Raw genomic sequence first — 15,215 nt, forward strand, 5'->3', positions numbered from 1 at the left:
CTCCACAGGGCCGGCATGAGTTCCGCAAAGGCCGCAAAGCGGCTCAGCGTCAGCGAGAACGACGTGCAGTACTGGCGACACGGAATTACGGTTCCGCCTTTGCACGCTTTTACGCGTATGGCGGCCATTCTTGACGTCGACGTTCATTGGCTCTGCACGGGCCAAACTCAGATTGCTCATGCCTCGGTTTTGTGAAAGCAGAAAAGCAGAGCCGGGCGGTCGACAAGGCGTAACACGGTCATTGCGACCTTCGAATATTTCCTGAACACCCTCATAGAGAACAATTGGACAGGAGCGACTGGCCAAACACCATTTTCATTTATCAGAAGTTTCACGCACCGACGTGAGTCCGACGCGATTGAAATTTATCGCGCAGCACAGCCATTGCTTATCGGCCCGAGTGTGAAAGCTGAAGGCCACTGGCGCAATCCCGGCAGTGTCGAAATTGCGGCTCGACACAGGTCGCCGCTCAACGCGGATAGTGAAGTTTCATTGACCGTAGTAAGGAGACAGAGGAAGAGATGTCCAAACGAATTGCGTACGTAACGGGTGGTATGGGCGGCATTGGAACGTCGATATGCCAGCGGCTTCATTCCGATGGGCTGACAGTAATAGCGGGCTGCGGACCCAATTCACCCCGTCGTGAAAAATGGCTTGCCGAACAGGCCGCGCTTGGTTTCACCTTCGTGGCTTCCGAGGGCAACGTCGGTGATTGGGAATCGACTGTCGCGGCGTTTGATAAGGTCAGGAAAGAGGTTGGAGAGATTGACGTGCTGGTGAATAACGCGGGTATCACGCGCGACGGCGTGTTTCGCAAGATGTCGAAGGAGAACTGGAACGACGTTATCGATACCAACCTCACGAGCCTTTTCAATGTCACCAAGCAGGTGATTGAAGCCATGGTCGCCAAAGGCTGGGGGCGAATAATCAACATCTCGTCGGTGAACGGACAGAAGGGCCAGTTCGGACAGACCAATTACTCGACTGCCAAGGCCGGTATTCATGGTTTCACCATGTCACTCGCCCAGGAAGTGGCGACCAAGGGCATCACCGTGAATACCGTCTCGCCGGGCTACATCGGTACCGATATGGTTCGCGCTGTCAAACCCGAGGTGTTGGACAACATCGTCGCGAGTATCCCGGTGCGGCGTCTGGGGGAACCCTCTGAAATTGCGTCGATTGTCTCGTGGATTGCCGGTGACGACGCAGGCTTCGCAACGGGCGCCGACTTCTCTCTGAACGGCGGCCTGCACATGGGATAGCGCGGCGGTGAGGCGCCAGGCTCAAGCACGGGTAAAGGTGCTAGCGGGTAGCGCACTGCGTTGCGTTCGCGGCGGCCTTCGCGAGCGGGCTCCGGGCTGTATCGCGAGGGCATGGTGACGACAATCTCACAAGACCAGAATCCAGGGGTATTCGGCATGCGTCGGACCTACAACTACAAAGACTTCACCATCGAGGTGGAGACCGAGGCCGTGGACGGAATCGCTGGCGCGCGGGTTCCTGCAACGCCCGCGGGGTACATCGCAGACGTCAACATAACGAAGAGCGGGAGCCCCGCGGCTACCCGGCGCCTCCACTTCGGCGAGGTTGCAGAGCGCCCGCTCGGCACCCCGGCCGAGGCTTTGATGCGCGGCTACGGCGCCGCCCAGGAAGTGATCGACCGGATGAAGAGCGCTGTCGACCTGCCGTCCGTGTCGAAGAAGGGGTGAGCAGGGCGTCCCGTTTCGCAGCGTTGGACATCGCGGTCCGGATTCGTGGACGCTCGGTCGACTGGATCCATCGAAGAGATGGGCTCCGAGCGTGGCATAGCCAGGTGGTGGCGAGGCGCCCCCTGCGTGCGGACGAGGGGGCGGTCCGCTCAGCCTTTGGGTTTGCCTTTCGTGCGCTGGGCCACTTGCGCACCCTTCTGACCTTGCGTCTTCCCAAGGGACTTGCTTGGCGCCGCAACCTCCTTCTTCCTGCTCGGCATATCGGTTTCGGCCGCGTGGCTCGGCGGGGCCTTTCTGGGTGATGGCATTTTGACCTCCTTAGTGTGTCGAATGGACACACTGTTAAAAATAGGCCGCAGGTGGTCGGGAATCAAGAAGACTCGCTTCAGCGATAGCAATTTTCCGCTGCGTCGACGCGATGTCTAATGGGAGAGAAATTAAAGTTTTTCTAAAAACTACCGTTTACTGGTGAAGCGCTGGAATCGCACGTTCAGGCATCGGCGAACGGGTGTTCGGCCACGCTAAGGAGCGGATGGTGGCGAAATCGAAGGTCGGGCCGTTTGGAATACCTATGTCGACAGCGGTCGTGCATCGGTCAGGGCTGCGCTTCGCTGCGGGAATATATCGGGTTCGGGTGTTTGGGGCAACGGCGGGATTGGTCTCTACCATGCCCATCATGTTGTCCGACCATGCGGTCACTTTCTTGTTGACGACGTTCGCCGCGGCTTTGCTGGCGTGGCCGCACGTTGCCTACGTGGTCGCCCGCCGCTCCATGCATCCGGTCAACGCCGAGCGCCGTAACCTGTTTATCGACTCGGTGTTCGCCGGCATCGTCGTCGCGTTGTTAAATTTTCGCCTGGTTCCTTCCACAATCGTTCTGCTATCCGTAGCAATGAATAGCATTGCCGTTGGCGGCACGCGGCCGATGCTGTTTTGTTGTATCGCGAACGCCGTGGGCGCGCTGGTTGGAATCAGTTTGTTTGGCGGTCACATCGCCGGCGCAAGTGAGCCCTATTCGACCTTGATGATGCTGCCGATGATGGTGATCTACCCACTACTCATCGCCAAGTTTGCTCACGTGGCGTCCGAACGGCTTGCCGACAAAACCCGCCAGTTGAAGGTGCTGTCCGAGCTTGATGCGCTAACCGGATTGTTGAATCGAACTACGTTTATCGCACGCCTCGATCGTTTGCTGCGCGCCGGTGACGCAGCAACAACCATCGTCGGCGTGATTTTTGTTGACCTGGATAATTTTAAAACGATCAATGATTCGCTGGGTCATAAAGCCGGCGACCGCGTCCTCACCCGTCTATCGGGGCGGTTGATGCAGGTGTCGGAGCAGGGGGGATTGATTTGCCGGTATGGTGGCGACGAATTCGTCGCGGCCGTACAGGTTGCATCAATCAACGACCTCTCGGTCATTGCGGCCAAGATCATTCGCGATATGTCGCGCGACGTGTCGATCGACGGAACACGGCTTAAGCTTGGCGCGAGCATTGGCATCAGCGTGTTCCCGGAGCACGCATCCGATGCGGCATCACTGATCAGTCGCGCCGACGCGGCAATGTATCGGGCGAAGCACCGGGGAAAAGGCGCCACCGCTTTTTATGACGAGCAGATGGCGCACGCGTCGGCGATAAAGTATCGCATTGCCCGCCGTCTTCGCGCCGCGATCCAGAAGGAGCTGAAGGTGCATTATCAACCGCAGGTCGATATGGTGAGCGGAAGGCTCATTGGCGTCGAGGCTCTCGCACGATGGCATGACGCGGAGCTTGGCCACGTCCCGCCTGGTTTGTTTATTCCGATTGCGGAAGAAATGGGATTGATCGGCGAGCTGGGCATGGCCGTGATGCGCATTGCGTGCGCAGACGTGGCGCGCTGGCGTGCCATGTATGACATCAGCGTGCAAATGTCGATCAACGTCTCTGCACTCCAACTGCGCCGCCCCGAATTTTTAGATGAGGTATGCGAATTGATTGCGCGCTTCGAGATCGAACCCTCGCAACTGGAGCTGGAAGTGACCGAGAGTGCGCTGCTGGACAACGTTGGCGAGGCTCGATCCACGTTCGAACGATTGGCGCAGCTCGGTGTGCGTGTTGCCGTCGACGACTTTGGAACAGGCTATTCCAATCTGTCTTACTTGCACGCGCTCAAGATTGACCGGATCAAGATTGACCAGTCCTTCATCAAGGAGCTATTCACCACCACGACCGGCCAGTCGATTGTCAGCGCGGTGATTGCCATGGCGAATGCGATGACACTCGACATTGTTGCGGAAGGCGTCGAGACGTGGGCTCAAGCGCGCTGGCTGGTCTCGCATGGATGTGTGATCGGGCAGGGATACCGCTTCAGCCACCCGCTCGCGCCGGAAGATTTCGAACGCTGGATGATTGCAAACCCGGCGGGCTTAAGATTGCCGGTGACCGAGTGCAGCTCGAACTCGTGATTTCCAGATCGCCTCGTCGCTTTGTCGCTTTGTCACTTTCGGGGCGATGAGATTCGTCACCCCGACGCGTGTTCGCTCACGCTGCCATGTCAGTCGCCCATCTGCGCCACTGACGATCCTGATATTTTGATTCGGCGTTGACCAGCAGAGCCCTGGCCTGCGACGCGCAAGCGACATTCCAGACCGTTCCTGTCCATCGCGCGAAATATCTTGCTGCGGTTCCGTGTGCGTCCTTGACCGGATATACACCGGGGTGCGACGGTTTTACACTGCCGTCCATCCATTCGAAATTCATTGCTCGTAGCTCCGTTAAACCACATCAACAATGGGCTTCCTGACTTGTTGCCCAAGGCGCCCGGAGCGGCAGACGTACTTAATCCTTACCGCTCGGCCCATGCATTAATCCTAGACTTGGAAGACCGGATTGCTTAGTCGGTACGCGCTGAATCTGGCCTCGGAATAACCCCTTTGGGACTGTCAGGAAATCCCTACATCAGGGCGAGCGAATTGAACACAAGCAACTCCAGACGCTCGTGCGACGCGGGAGGCAGAGAGGCTGGCCATATAGAAAGCAAACAGGGCCTTGATGGGAAAACCATATAGCCCCATCGCGGTCCTGCTGGATAAATATTGGCAAGCAGACGATGCTACTAGAATGAGCGTCGAGCTTCCCGCCGAGTGGTTGCATCCGGCCACGCGATGAGTACCCGGCGCACGATAGCGGCAACCGAGTGAAATATCCATCCTATGAATCGTAGAGAAGCACTGCGCGCATGTGCTCACGTCGGCCTGCTATGCACGACGAACTACGCGTTTGCATCGAGGCCGCCGCCTCATGTGGTGTTCCTTAATCCCGGAGAAGCGCTCGAACGTGGCACGGGGCAGCAATGGCAACTGGTATCGCGGTTCATGGCGGTCGCAGCACAGACCTTCGACATTCAACTGGAAGTCCTCTATGCGGAACGCGACCACCTGCTGATGCTGCGCCAGGCTGAGGAGGTCGCCCGCCGCACCGAGGCGCCCGACTATGTGGTGATCGTCAACGAGAAGATGGCTGCCCGGCAGATGCTGGAAACGCTGTCGCGTTCGCGTGCAAAAGTGCTGCTGATCCACAATGACCTGACACCCGACCAGCGCCGCGAGATCGGCAACGAACGGCAACGGATTCCGAACTGGATCGGCACGGTGACGGCTAACGCGGCACGCGGCGGGTACCGCTTGATGGAATACCTGTGCCAGCGGCTTGGCCAGAGCGCGGCGAAAGTCATCGGGATTACCGGCGACCCGAACACGCCCGTCTCGCTGGAACGTGCCGCCGGCGTCGAGACGTTCCTGTCCAGCGTGCCGGATGCGCGGACCTGTCAACTGGTCTTCAGCGACTGGAGCTATGGCGACAGCGACCAAAAGGCACGCGTGCTGCTTGCCCGGTATCCGGAAGCCAACGCGGTCTGGGCGGCGAACGATTCGATGACGCTAGGGGCGTTAAACGCAGTCGAAGCACGCAACGCCCGCGTGCTGGTAGGAGGGATGGGGGCATTGCCGGAGGCGCTGACCCGTGTGGCCGATGGTGGTCTGGCGGCCATGGTGGCGGGGGACTACTTCATTGGTGCGTGGGCCATGGTTCTCCTGCATGACTACCACCACGGCCGCGACTTTGCGGCGTCCGGAGGTCTCTGCCAGAAACTCGACTTCCTGAGCGTTATCGACCGTGAGAACGTCGCGCAGTATCGTGAAGTCGTTTTTCTGCGCGGACACACACTCGACTTTGGCCTCTACTCAAAAACCATGCATCCGCATCCTGGTCCCTACGACTTCAGTTTGCGCCATATCCTGAACGCCACGGCGAAGGACTCGTGATGCGTTTGCCTCTACGACATGCGCTACGCTCGCTCAGTCTGCACACCAAGCTGATGGTCGCGCTCGTCATACTCGTCGCGCTCGTGGCGGGCACCTCCGCGTTTGTGCTGGTCGAACATTCGCGCGAGCGCCGGCTCGCGGAACTGGAAGAGCGCGCCACGCGAATCGCCGAGCTGTTCAGCCGCTCACTCGCCCAGCCGTTATGGAACGTCGATCGCGGCGCCATCGACAACCAGCTGGCTGCTCTCGCGCCCAATCCCGAAGTCGCGCAATTCACGGTCACGGCCGTGGGCTACGGCATCGTGTCGAACGTGAAGGGCGATCAACGCGTGGACCCGGACGATAGGGTGGTGCGGGTCAAGGCGATTGAATATGACCCGCCGGGCGATGCGCCGCGAGAGAAGATCGGCGAGATCCGCGTCGTTCTGACGAAGGCGGTGGCCAGGCACGCGATCAGTGGCGCCCGCCGGACCATTCTTGCGATGACGGCGCTCGTCGTCGCTGCGCTCTACGCGGCGACCTTCCTGCTGCTCAAACGGATGGTGCGCGGCCCGATAAACCGGCTTGAGGAAATGGTCGACCGGATCTCGGACGGCGACCTCGATGCACGCTGCGCAGTAGAATCCGGCGACGAGTTGGGGCGGCTCGCCACGCGCGTGAACGCCATGGCGGACCGGCTTCGTTTATCGACGGAGAGCCTGCGCGAGAGCGAACGAAAGTACCGTAGCATCGTGGAAAATTCGCTCGAAGGCATCTTCCTGCTCGATCGCAGCGGGCGACTTGACGAGGTCAATCCGGCAATGGCGGAGTTGCTCGGATATGGCGCTGCGGCCGACCTGATTACGGCAGCAATCAGCGACCCTGGCAAAGGACCGTTTTCGCCGATGCAAATCGGCGCCCTGTTCGATATCCTCAGCGTGCAGGGGGAAATCGCCGGGCTCGAAATGCAGTTAAAGCGCATCGATGGAAAACCGATCTGGGTTCAATTGAATGGGCGCGGTCTGGATGGAGACGACGGCCGTCCGTGGTGTCTTGAAGGGCTGCTGACTGACGTGACGGCGCGCAGGCACGCGCTCGAAAATTTGCGCCGCCATCGTGACCAGCTCGAACTGGAGGTGAGCGAGCGCAAGCGCACCGAAGGAGAACTGCTGGCGTCGCGCGAACGACTACAGCAGCTATCAGTGCATCTTGAGGCGATTCGCGAGGAGGAGAGAAAGCGCATCGCGATGGAAATCCATGATGAACTGGGCCAGTTGCTCACGGCGCTCAAGATGGACCTGGCATTGCTGAAGATGCAACTGGCGGCCGGGTCGGCCGCCATGCACAAAGCGGAGGAGATGCGTGAACTGCTCGAGAAAACGATCAAGATCGTGCGCAACGTGGTCAGCCACCTGCGGCCGGCCGCGCTGAACTTCGGCCTTGCATCCGCCCTGGAATGGCTCGCCGAAGATTTCAGCCGTCACACTCAAATAGCCTGCCATTTCCATCGGGAAGGTCCCGAACCGCGCCTGGCCGATGCCCGCGCGACGGCGATATTTCGTATCGTGCAAGAGTCGCTGACCAATGTGGCCCGCCACGCCAACGCGTCGCGTGTCGATGTGACGCTAGCCAACGGTAAAGGCGGTATCGAGCTGATCGTCAGCGACAATGGACGAGGCTTCGATATGGTCGCGGCACGGGCAGGCTACTCGTATGGTTTGCAAGGCATGGCCGAACGTGCCCGATCGATCGACGCACAACTGCATATCGAAACCGAGCCGGACTCGGGTTCTGTTGTACGCCTGAGCGTCCAGGACGATTCCGTCACGGCTCATTAAGGCCGGTACTCAACCAGGCAATTCGCAGCGTTGGTTTACGTGGGCGAAAGCTGAACTGAGCCCGCAAAGGCGGGCAGTTTTCCGCCAGGGCCGAGAGCGCCTGGTTCTGAAATTTGTGCGCGTTCAGTCTTGTCCGGCAACCATACGCAGCAACGCCGGGGTTTGTGTCAGGGGCGCCAGCACTTGCGGATCGACCTTATAGTCGCTGCCAAGTGTGGTGGTCACGTCCTGATAGTCCACGTGCACGCCATGTTCAGAGTCCTCCCACACCACCGCCTTCAAAGGCAGCTCCAATGCAGCATGCGGATTAGCCGCCATTACCGGCGTGCCGGCCTTCGGATTCCCGAATAGAAAGAGCCGCGTAGGTCTCAGCGACAATCCCGCGCTCGTCGCGGCGGAACTCTGATCGATATCGGCGAATAGCGTTATTCCGTGCGAGCTCAGTGCAGCCTTGAGCCGCGAGACGGTTGTCTGAAAGTCGTATTTGCTTTGCAACGTAAGCACGGAGGAAGGACGCTCTGCAAAAGTATCAGCCTGTGCGGTCATAGCGATGGTCCTCTAGTCCTCTAATGAACTCCGAACATGGTTGCGCAGTCAGTGTGCCGTGTCAATCGTGTCGCCGGCATGGTGTTGGGATCAGCCTGCGCCGACGTTCGATAATCGGCGCGGGGCCTGTTCGCAAGCTACGGCCGACCGGACGTTCGCCTCGCAGCAATAGCGAGCGCCTGTTGTAGCTGCATGCCGGGCGGGCGCCCCGTTGCATGCGAAATCGGCGACATCACGGGTCACCTCGCAGCGGCTCAAGCAGGCGCCGGCGTGGCTGGCCTGCCGTGCTTCGTGGCAGACACCGATCCGAATCTGTCTTCGCAGCAGGCGGGCGCTTACTGAAGCACTTTGTTCGGCGTGGCGCTGAACGAGATGAACCGGGCAATGGACCACCTGCCGTCCGGCTGCCGTTTGAAAATGTCCATCCCCGCTTCAGTACTCGTGCTCGACTCGCCAGCCTTCTGCGCAGTGAGCGTCCAGAACAGCCGCACTACGGCGATATCCCCGGACACGATGATTTCGCGGATGTCGGGGCTGTCGTAATGGAGCTGCAAGCCAGGTTTCGCCAGCACGGCACTGAGCTTGCCGCAGAGCGCGTCCCGGCTGCCATCGAGCGCTTCGGGAACGGTCGACACCAGATCAGGGGCGAACAGGTCACAGACCCCGGCAGCATCGCGAGCGTTAAATGCCACCGTCCAACGCTGCAACCGGTCCCTGATCGCGACCCTGTCTGAATCCGCGTCTGCGCGAGCTGGAGTCGCACCAGCGGCCGCCAGCACGACGGCAAACGCAAGCAGCCATCTGAACATGGGAGGTCTCCAAATCGATCGGATCTCGGCCATTTCCGGGGCACAGGTGCGCCCCCATTCGGGGGGTTGACCCGCCCAGGTCGCGCCATTACTTTGATTGGGTATCCTACCTGAGAGTGAGACAAGCCTATGGTACCGCGTGAATCCGCTCGCCACTTTCGGGCAATCCCAGTAACGCAGGCTCTTTGAGCGCGCGAGGCCGCCCGTGACGCAGCGTCCCAACCTGACCGAACTGACTGCCGAGATCGTGGCGAGTTTCGTCTCATGCAATCCGCTGCCCGCGGCGGATCTTCCCGCCTTCATTTTGAATACCCATGCCGCGCTGGCCGCGCTGCGCGATCCTTGCGAGGAAGCGGGCACGCATGGCGAGGCAGCAGTCCCGATTGGCGAATCGATCCACGACGAGTACCTGGTCTGCCTGGAGGACGGCCGCAAACTGAAGTCGCTCAAACGCCATCTTCAACACCGCTACGGCATGACCCCCGACCAGTATCGATCGAAATGGGGGCTGCCGGCCAACTATCCGATGGTGGCGCCCGCCTACTCGGCGCTCCGCTCGACCATCGCGAAGAATCAGTCCGCTGGCGCCGTCAAGCCGAGGCGCGGCGCCCAGACCTGAGAGCCCGGCGGACACGCTCGTGCAGTGCGGTTTCACCCATCGGGGGGATACCGGAGAAGCGTCCGGCTCGCGCATGATGCTCATCAATGAACGCTGTCCGCCTTTTTCCGCAAGCGATGCCGCTGCGGCGGATCACATCCTCGCCGGAAGCTGGAGCGAGGAGGCCGCTGCCGGTCAACCTCGCGAAGTGTCGAGCGTCGGCGATGAACGCTTTTATACGGTCGGTATCGCCCTGAGCGCCACCACGCTGAAGTTCCGAGACGTTCCGTGATAGCGGGATTGCCGCATGCGAATAGCGGCGTCGAGCGCTCCCGTCTTGCCGGGTTATCCGTTGAAGGTCCGTATAGGCCTCTCGACTACCCGGTCATTACCGAAACATAACCGAATCATCACGCTTCGTAACGATGCCGGGCTTAGTCTCATCCGCACCTTTTCTCGTAGTGCGGTTGCGACGATCTGGTGTCCCTACGGAGCCCGAAATGAACGATGTCGTTGCATGCGAAAGCTTATCGAAAGTTGGCCGGACTCCGCAAAGCGTGGCTATTCCATGCGGTTCGCCCGAACTAGGCGCGCGGCAAACGAGCGCCGCCGCCGGGTCTGTGCCACTCGTTAGCGGTACTGCAGCCGCAATGCAGATTCTGCGCACTGGCGGCACCCGGCTCGGCGCCCGTTTTGCACACATCAGGCTCGATATCGAACGGGCGTGGCAAGCCATCATGCGCTTCGATTCCCGCGAGGCGCTGGTCATCGCTGACCTGATCGAACAGCAAGCGAACCGGCTGTCGGCGACGGTGACGAGAGCCCTTCACGGCGAAATCGCGGCGCTGCGTGCGGCGGCACTCGCGTTCCAGGACGATGAGGCGGGCACCTTGCCGGCCGCGCTGTCCGCGCTCGCGCTCGGCGCAAGCGCGCCGACTGTGCAGATCGCGCTGACGGTGTGCCGCAGCGTGTATTGGCGGCGCGGCGATCTGAAGCGTTTCTACGAGGTGGAACGCGTCAAGCTGGATGGCCGGTCAGGTCCGATGCAGGCGGTCTCCGCGCTGTTCGATCTGGCCTTGGATGCCGCCGTCGCCTTCGATCAGATGCGCTTCAACGCGGCGCGCCTGCTGGCAGCCGACGCGCTCGAGGCCGGCCGGCTCTTCCTCGGTACGCCTGTTGCGGCCGATGTGTTTCCCACGGCCATCATCGCGCAAGTGCTCTACGAGCAGCGCCAGGTGGACGAAGCCGAGGCGCTGATCGACACGCGGATGGCCGACATTCGCGAGCGCAGCACCCTCGAGGGCGCGCTGCGGGCGTATGTGCTGCTCGCACGCATCGCCGCGAGCCGGGGGCAAACCGGCCGGGCGCTGGTGATTCTCGGCGAGGCCGAAGCGCTCGGCGTGCGGCGTGGCTGGCCGAGGTTGCGGGCGGCGAGCCTCGCGTACCAGGTGGAGATCGAAGCTGGACACGGGCGCGTCGAGCATGCCGCGCAATGTCTGGAGCGGCTTGCCGCGCTTGCGCGTGAAAAGCGCGCTGCGAGCGGTAGCGGTAGCAACGCGGCCCTCGAGATCGCGCGTTTTCATACCGTCGCACGGGTGCACGTCGCTTTGGCCCGCTCACCGGCAGCCATCGATATAGCTTCATTGCAGCAGGCTCATTTCGACACGGTACGGCGCGGCGGTCTCTATGCGGCGGTGCCCGTTGCGCTGTTGCTTGTCGAGGCCTCGCTTGTGACGGGGCGGCGCGGTGAAGCCGTGGAGGGGCTGGTCAATCTGCTCAAGCTCGCGCAATCGGCCGGTCTGCATCAAACGCTCGTCGATTGCAGCGTGCGCGTCGCGGAGCTGATCGAAGCGATCGTGCAACGGCGGATCGCGCCCGTGCACGATGCGCACGAACTGCTGCCCTACGCAGGGCTGCTGCTGGTGCACCGGCAGCGCGGCATGCGTCAGGCAATCGAGCCATTCCCTGCACGACGTCCGAACGCCGCTGCGGGCCTCAGCGAGCGCGAGCGCCTGATCGTCAGCCTGATGGGGCAAGGTCACTCCAACAAGCAGATCGCGGCCGAGCTGTGCATCGCGCCTGAGACCGTGAAATCGCACGCAAAGCATCTCTACACGAAGCTGTCGGTCAGGAACCGGACCGAGGCGGTGACGCTCGCCACGCGCCTTGGCCTGATTCACATGCCGAGGATTTTTTCGGCTTGAATGCAGGTTTTGCGATTTCACGACAATCGCAACCCCTTCACGGCATGCGCCCTGCAGGTCTGACGCGGCTGGCTGCTGGTCCATACGATGAGCTTCGAGACCATCCTCGATCCTGAAAGACCCGGGTTTCAGCCAGCGTCTCGCGGCGCCGGCCGAGGGCTAATTCCCTGCGTCGAGCGTGGCGCGCATACGATACCCGGCGGGCAAACTCGCTGCGAGCGCCGCTTTTTTGGAAGCCGCCAGTTCGGCGTGACGTTCAGCCGTTTGCGCATCCCCGCTCAAGCGGTAGGCCTCGCTCGCCGTGCGATGGATGCGCCAGTCCGCGAGCGGAGTCTGGAAATGCCGCGTGGCGACGAGCGCCTTTTCGACATGACGCACGGCGTCCGTCACCGCGCCAAAGCGAAGCGCGACGCGAGCCTGAATCTCCCACGACAATCCCTGCCAGGTGCGCTCCTCTGAGCCGGTCGCGAGCGTGACCAGACGTGCGGCGTGCATCATCGCTTCGTCGAGATCACCCTGCATCAGCGCAAGGCTCGCGAGTCCCCATTCAAGCGCGAGCCGCCAGTACCAGTCGAAAATCACCGGCTCGTTATCCATGCGGTGCATGACGTCGAGCAAATGCACGCTCGCCGTGGAGGTGTCGCCCAAGCCGAGACAGGCCAGTCCCTTAAGCAGGATGGCGAGCCGTAGCTCCGCGGGAAGGGTCGGGCGGTGCACCGCTGTCCCCTCCAAGGTTTCCGCGAGAATCTGGCTGCTGGACTCGAGCATGGCGTCGAAGTCCAGTGCATGGAATTGCACCCAGCAGCGATAGAGCGTGAGCGTATCGGCGCCATATTGATTGCCGTTGGTAGCGTACATGGCGATCGCCCGGTCGAACTCCTGATGCGCGCGCCCGAGCTCGCCCAGATACAGCAACGTCCAGGGCACACCGAGATTGACCATCCATGTGGCGCGCGCCATGTTGAACTCGGGCCGGTTCTCATCGTTGTCGACGAGAAACTGGTAGTTCGCGAGGATGTTGTCCTGGGCCTGTTGATACCGTGCGGACGCCATCAGCACCATGCTGTATTCGCACTGGGACCAGGCGGTCGTGAACGGATCGTCGCCGTTGCCCAAGGGTTCGAGCGATGCCTCGCACTGACGGATGTCGTCAGCGTGCCAGCCGCGCACCCACATTTTCCAGACGTAGCAACTGATGCGAGTGCGCGCCTGCTGTTGCAGATTGGTCTGGCGTTCGCTTAGCAGCAGTGCTTCGTCGATAATCCGGCTGCTGCGCAACTGATCGCGCCAGCTATAGGCGTATGCGAGGCTCAGCAATGCGCGGCTCTGGATATCGATCAGACCCAGTTGCGCGGCACGAGTGGCCAGCTGTTCACAGGTCTCGAGCGCACGCCCGTCATGCGCCGCGGTAAAGACCGACGCGCGTCCCTCAAGAAATTCAGCCTCGGCCGCTGCGCGTGCCTCGTTCGGCAGATTGGCGGCCAGTAGCATGGCGCGATCGAGGATAGCGAGTGCGTCGTTGTACGCGAGACGCTTCTTCGCGGTCTGGATTGCGATCCTCAGATACGTCAGCGCACGTGACCATTGCCTGGCCGCCGAGAAATGCTGGGCCAGCTCCGCCGCGACGCCGCCATGTTCCTCCGGAGCGATACGCGCTTCGAGTTCTTCCGCAATTCGCAGATGCGAATGCGTGGTGCGCAGCGCGCCCTGACGCTCGTAGAAAGTCTGCCGGTACATCGTATGGCGGAATGCGTAAATGCGTGCCGTGATCATGCGGTCGAACGGCGCAGGCGCTTCACGGCGGATGAAGCTTTCCTGGCGGCACAGCGCTTCGCACGTCTGCTCGACGCATTCCTGGCTTAGCTGGGCCGCTGGAGCGGCGAGCGTGGCGTTGAAGCTCAGTCCCACCACGCTCGCGGCTTCGAGCACGCGTCGTTGATCGCCCGTCAGCCGCTTGATGCGATGCTCGATGACCTGGCTGAGTGTCCGCGGGACTTCGAGCCGCACTTCCGGCGCAGACAGGTGCAGCTTCCACCCCTCGGGAGTGGACTGGGCGATACCCTGGGCGACCAGATGATCGAGCGTTGCCACCATGAAGAGGGGGTTGCCACCGGAGTGCTCGCAAACGAGTTGCGCAAGGCCGTTCTCGCGAGCGTTGTGCGCCTGACCTTCCAGGTATTCGGCGATGGCGCTTTCGTTCAGCGGTTCAAGCACTATGTCGTGGCAAAGCTTCTGCAAACCGAGGTCGTGGTTCAGGCTGGACAGTGGATGCTGAACCAGCTCCGCGTCTTCGGGGCGATACGTGACCACGACCATCAACCGCGCATGGGTCCGATGACGGGCGAGGGCGGAAAGCATGTCGAGCGTCGAGTAATCCGACCAGTGAAGGTCTTCGAAGACGAGGGCGAGCGGCGTTTTTGCCGAGAGAGCGGCAAAGAACTCGCAGATCTCGCGGAGCATACGGCTACTGCCCGCGCCAACCAGTTGGCGCTGCAGTTGGGCGCGATACCGCTCGGGCACCGAGCCGGGAAGCTGCGCGGCCCAGGTCGGGGCGATCGAGATCAGGCTGCGCATGATGGCGGCCCCCGCATCGCCGCGCACCAGTCGGCCCAGCGCTTCGAGCACGGGGTAATACGGCTCCGTGCCGCCGTAACCCTCCACGCAGCCGCCGAGCAAAGTCAGCACGTCGCCGCGGCCGTCAAGCGATTCGAGGAACCGGTTGACGAGCGTGGTCTTGCCGATGCCCGGTTCGCCGGAGACGAACACAATCCGCGATTCGCCTGCGCAAGCCTCGTCGAACAGCGCTTTGAGCTTGTTCAACTGCGGCGTGCGTCCGACGAAGGTGCCGTCAGCGGGTTTCTCGGTATCGTCCGTGGCGTTGACCGGCGTGCGAGCCCGCAGCGGGGCGATGAAACGATAGCCTCGGCCGCGAAGCGTTTCGATGAAGCGGGGGTTGGCCGGATCGTCGCCGAGCGCGGCCCGTATGGACAGCATGTGCCCCTTCAGCACTTCCGGTTGCACAATGACTTTTTGCCAGAGCGCGTCGAGAAACTCGTCGTGCGTAACGAGGCGGCCGGCGTTGTCGACCAGGTACTGAAGCATGTCATACGCACGAGGCCTGAGATTGAGCCGGGACTGGCCCCCGTCTGGCGTCATTCGCCAAACGCACTGATTGGCCCGGTCGAGCCGGAACGGCGGGAATTCGCTCACTTTTGTCTCCGAGCGCACG

Annotated in this window: 13 protein-coding genes; 9 read left to right on the forward strand and 4 right to left on the reverse strand. The window is 61.5% G+C overall.

The annotated features are described in order from the left end of the window. The first annotated feature begins 15 nt into the window (after positions 1-15). The 3 genes from ACSOSP_RS40030 (at position 16) to ACSOSP_RS40040 (ending at position 1,709) form a co-directional block, all read left to right on the forward strand. Positions 16-195, forward strand: a complete 180-nt coding sequence (locus ACSOSP_RS40030; protein WP_455314535.1) for a helix-turn-helix domain-containing protein — start codon at positions 16-18, stop codon at positions 193-195. A 326-nt stretch (positions 196-521) separates the two neighbouring features. Further along, positions 522-1,262 (forward strand): 3-ketoacyl-ACP reductase, encoded by a 741-nt coding sequence (locus ACSOSP_RS40035; protein ID WP_455314536.1) that lies wholly within the window; start codon positions 522-524, stop codon positions 1,260-1,262. Positions 1,263-1,418: 156 nt separating this feature from the next. Then, on the forward strand, positions 1,419-1,709 hold the full coding sequence (locus tag ACSOSP_RS40040) for a hypothetical protein (RefSeq protein ID WP_455314537.1): 291 nt from the start codon (positions 1,419-1,421) through the stop codon (positions 1,707-1,709). A gap of 149 nt (positions 1,710-1,858) precedes the next feature. On the opposite strand, the gene ACSOSP_RS40045 is transcribed toward ACSOSP_RS40040, so the two are convergent. Beyond that, entirely contained in the window at positions 1,859-2,017 is a 159-nt protein-coding gene (locus ACSOSP_RS40045; RefSeq protein ID WP_455314538.1) for a hypothetical protein, read from the reverse strand. Between the two features lie 263 nt (positions 2,018-2,280). On the opposite strand from ACSOSP_RS40045, the gene ACSOSP_RS40050 reads away from it, so the two are divergent. The 3 genes from ACSOSP_RS40050 to ACSOSP_RS40060 all read left to right on the forward strand — a co-directional run bounded on the left by ACSOSP_RS40050 (position 2,281) and on the right by ACSOSP_RS40060 (position 7,829). Further along, positions 2,281-4,155: a putative bifunctional diguanylate cyclase/phosphodiesterase gene (locus ACSOSP_RS40050; RefSeq protein ID WP_455314539.1), complete on the forward strand. Its 1,875-nt coding sequence runs from the start codon at positions 2,281-2,283 to the stop codon at positions 4,153-4,155. 747 nt (positions 4,156-4,902) lie between these two features. Beyond that, entirely contained in the window at positions 4,903-6,012 is a 1,110-nt protein-coding gene (locus ACSOSP_RS40055; RefSeq protein ID WP_455314540.1) for an ABC transporter substrate-binding protein, read from the forward strand. Beyond that, on the forward strand, positions 6,012-7,829 hold the full coding sequence (locus tag ACSOSP_RS40060; RefSeq protein ID WP_455314541.1) for a PAS domain S-box protein: 1,818 nt from the start codon (positions 6,012-6,014) through the stop codon (positions 7,827-7,829). Before ACSOSP_RS40055 ends, ACSOSP_RS40060 begins: the two co-directional genes overlap by 1 nt. Positions 7,830-7,952: 123 nt before the next feature. Here ACSOSP_RS40060 and ACSOSP_RS40065 read toward each other — a convergent pair whose 3' ends face one another. Together ACSOSP_RS40065 and ACSOSP_RS40070 are read right to left on the reverse strand one after the other, a co-directional pair. After that, positions 7,953-8,375 (reverse strand): DUF302 domain-containing protein, encoded by a 423-nt coding sequence (locus tag ACSOSP_RS40065; protein WP_455314542.1) that lies wholly within the window; start codon positions 8,373-8,375, stop codon positions 7,953-7,955. Positions 8,376-8,710: 335 nt separating this feature from the next. Next, positions 8,711-9,184, reverse strand: a complete 474-nt coding sequence (locus ACSOSP_RS40070; protein WP_455314543.1) for a YybH family protein — start codon at positions 9,182-9,184, stop codon at positions 8,711-8,713. Positions 9,185-9,389: 205 nt separating this feature from the next. Here ACSOSP_RS40070 and ACSOSP_RS40075 point away from each other — a divergent pair, with 205 nt between their 5' ends. The 3 genes from ACSOSP_RS40075 to ACSOSP_RS40085 all read left to right on the forward strand — a co-directional run bounded on the left by ACSOSP_RS40075 (position 9,390) and on the right by ACSOSP_RS40085 (position 11,986). Further along, positions 9,390-9,803: a MucR family transcriptional regulator gene (locus ACSOSP_RS40075; RefSeq protein ID WP_455314544.1), complete on the forward strand. Its 414-nt coding sequence runs from the start codon at positions 9,390-9,392 to the stop codon at positions 9,801-9,803. A 73-nt stretch (positions 9,804-9,876) separates the two neighbouring features. Next, positions 9,877-10,074, forward strand: a complete 198-nt coding sequence (locus tag ACSOSP_RS40080) for a hypothetical protein (RefSeq protein ID WP_455314545.1) — start codon at positions 9,877-9,879, stop codon at positions 10,072-10,074. A gap of 208 nt (positions 10,075-10,282) precedes the next feature. Further along, positions 10,283-11,986, forward strand: coding sequence for a LuxR C-terminal-related transcriptional regulator (locus tag ACSOSP_RS40085; protein WP_455314546.1), 1,704 nt, complete (start codon positions 10,283-10,285; stop codon positions 11,984-11,986). A gap of 159 nt (positions 11,987-12,145) precedes the next feature. Here ACSOSP_RS40085 and ACSOSP_RS40090 read toward each other — a convergent pair whose 3' ends face one another. Continuing rightward, positions 12,146-15,196: an AAA family ATPase gene (locus tag ACSOSP_RS40090; RefSeq protein WP_455314547.1), complete on the reverse strand. Its 3,051-nt coding sequence runs from the start codon at positions 15,194-15,196 to the stop codon at positions 12,146-12,148. Positions 15,197-15,215: the final 19 nt, after the last annotated feature.

This window comes from Caballeronia sp. KNU42 (assembly GCF_053760385.1).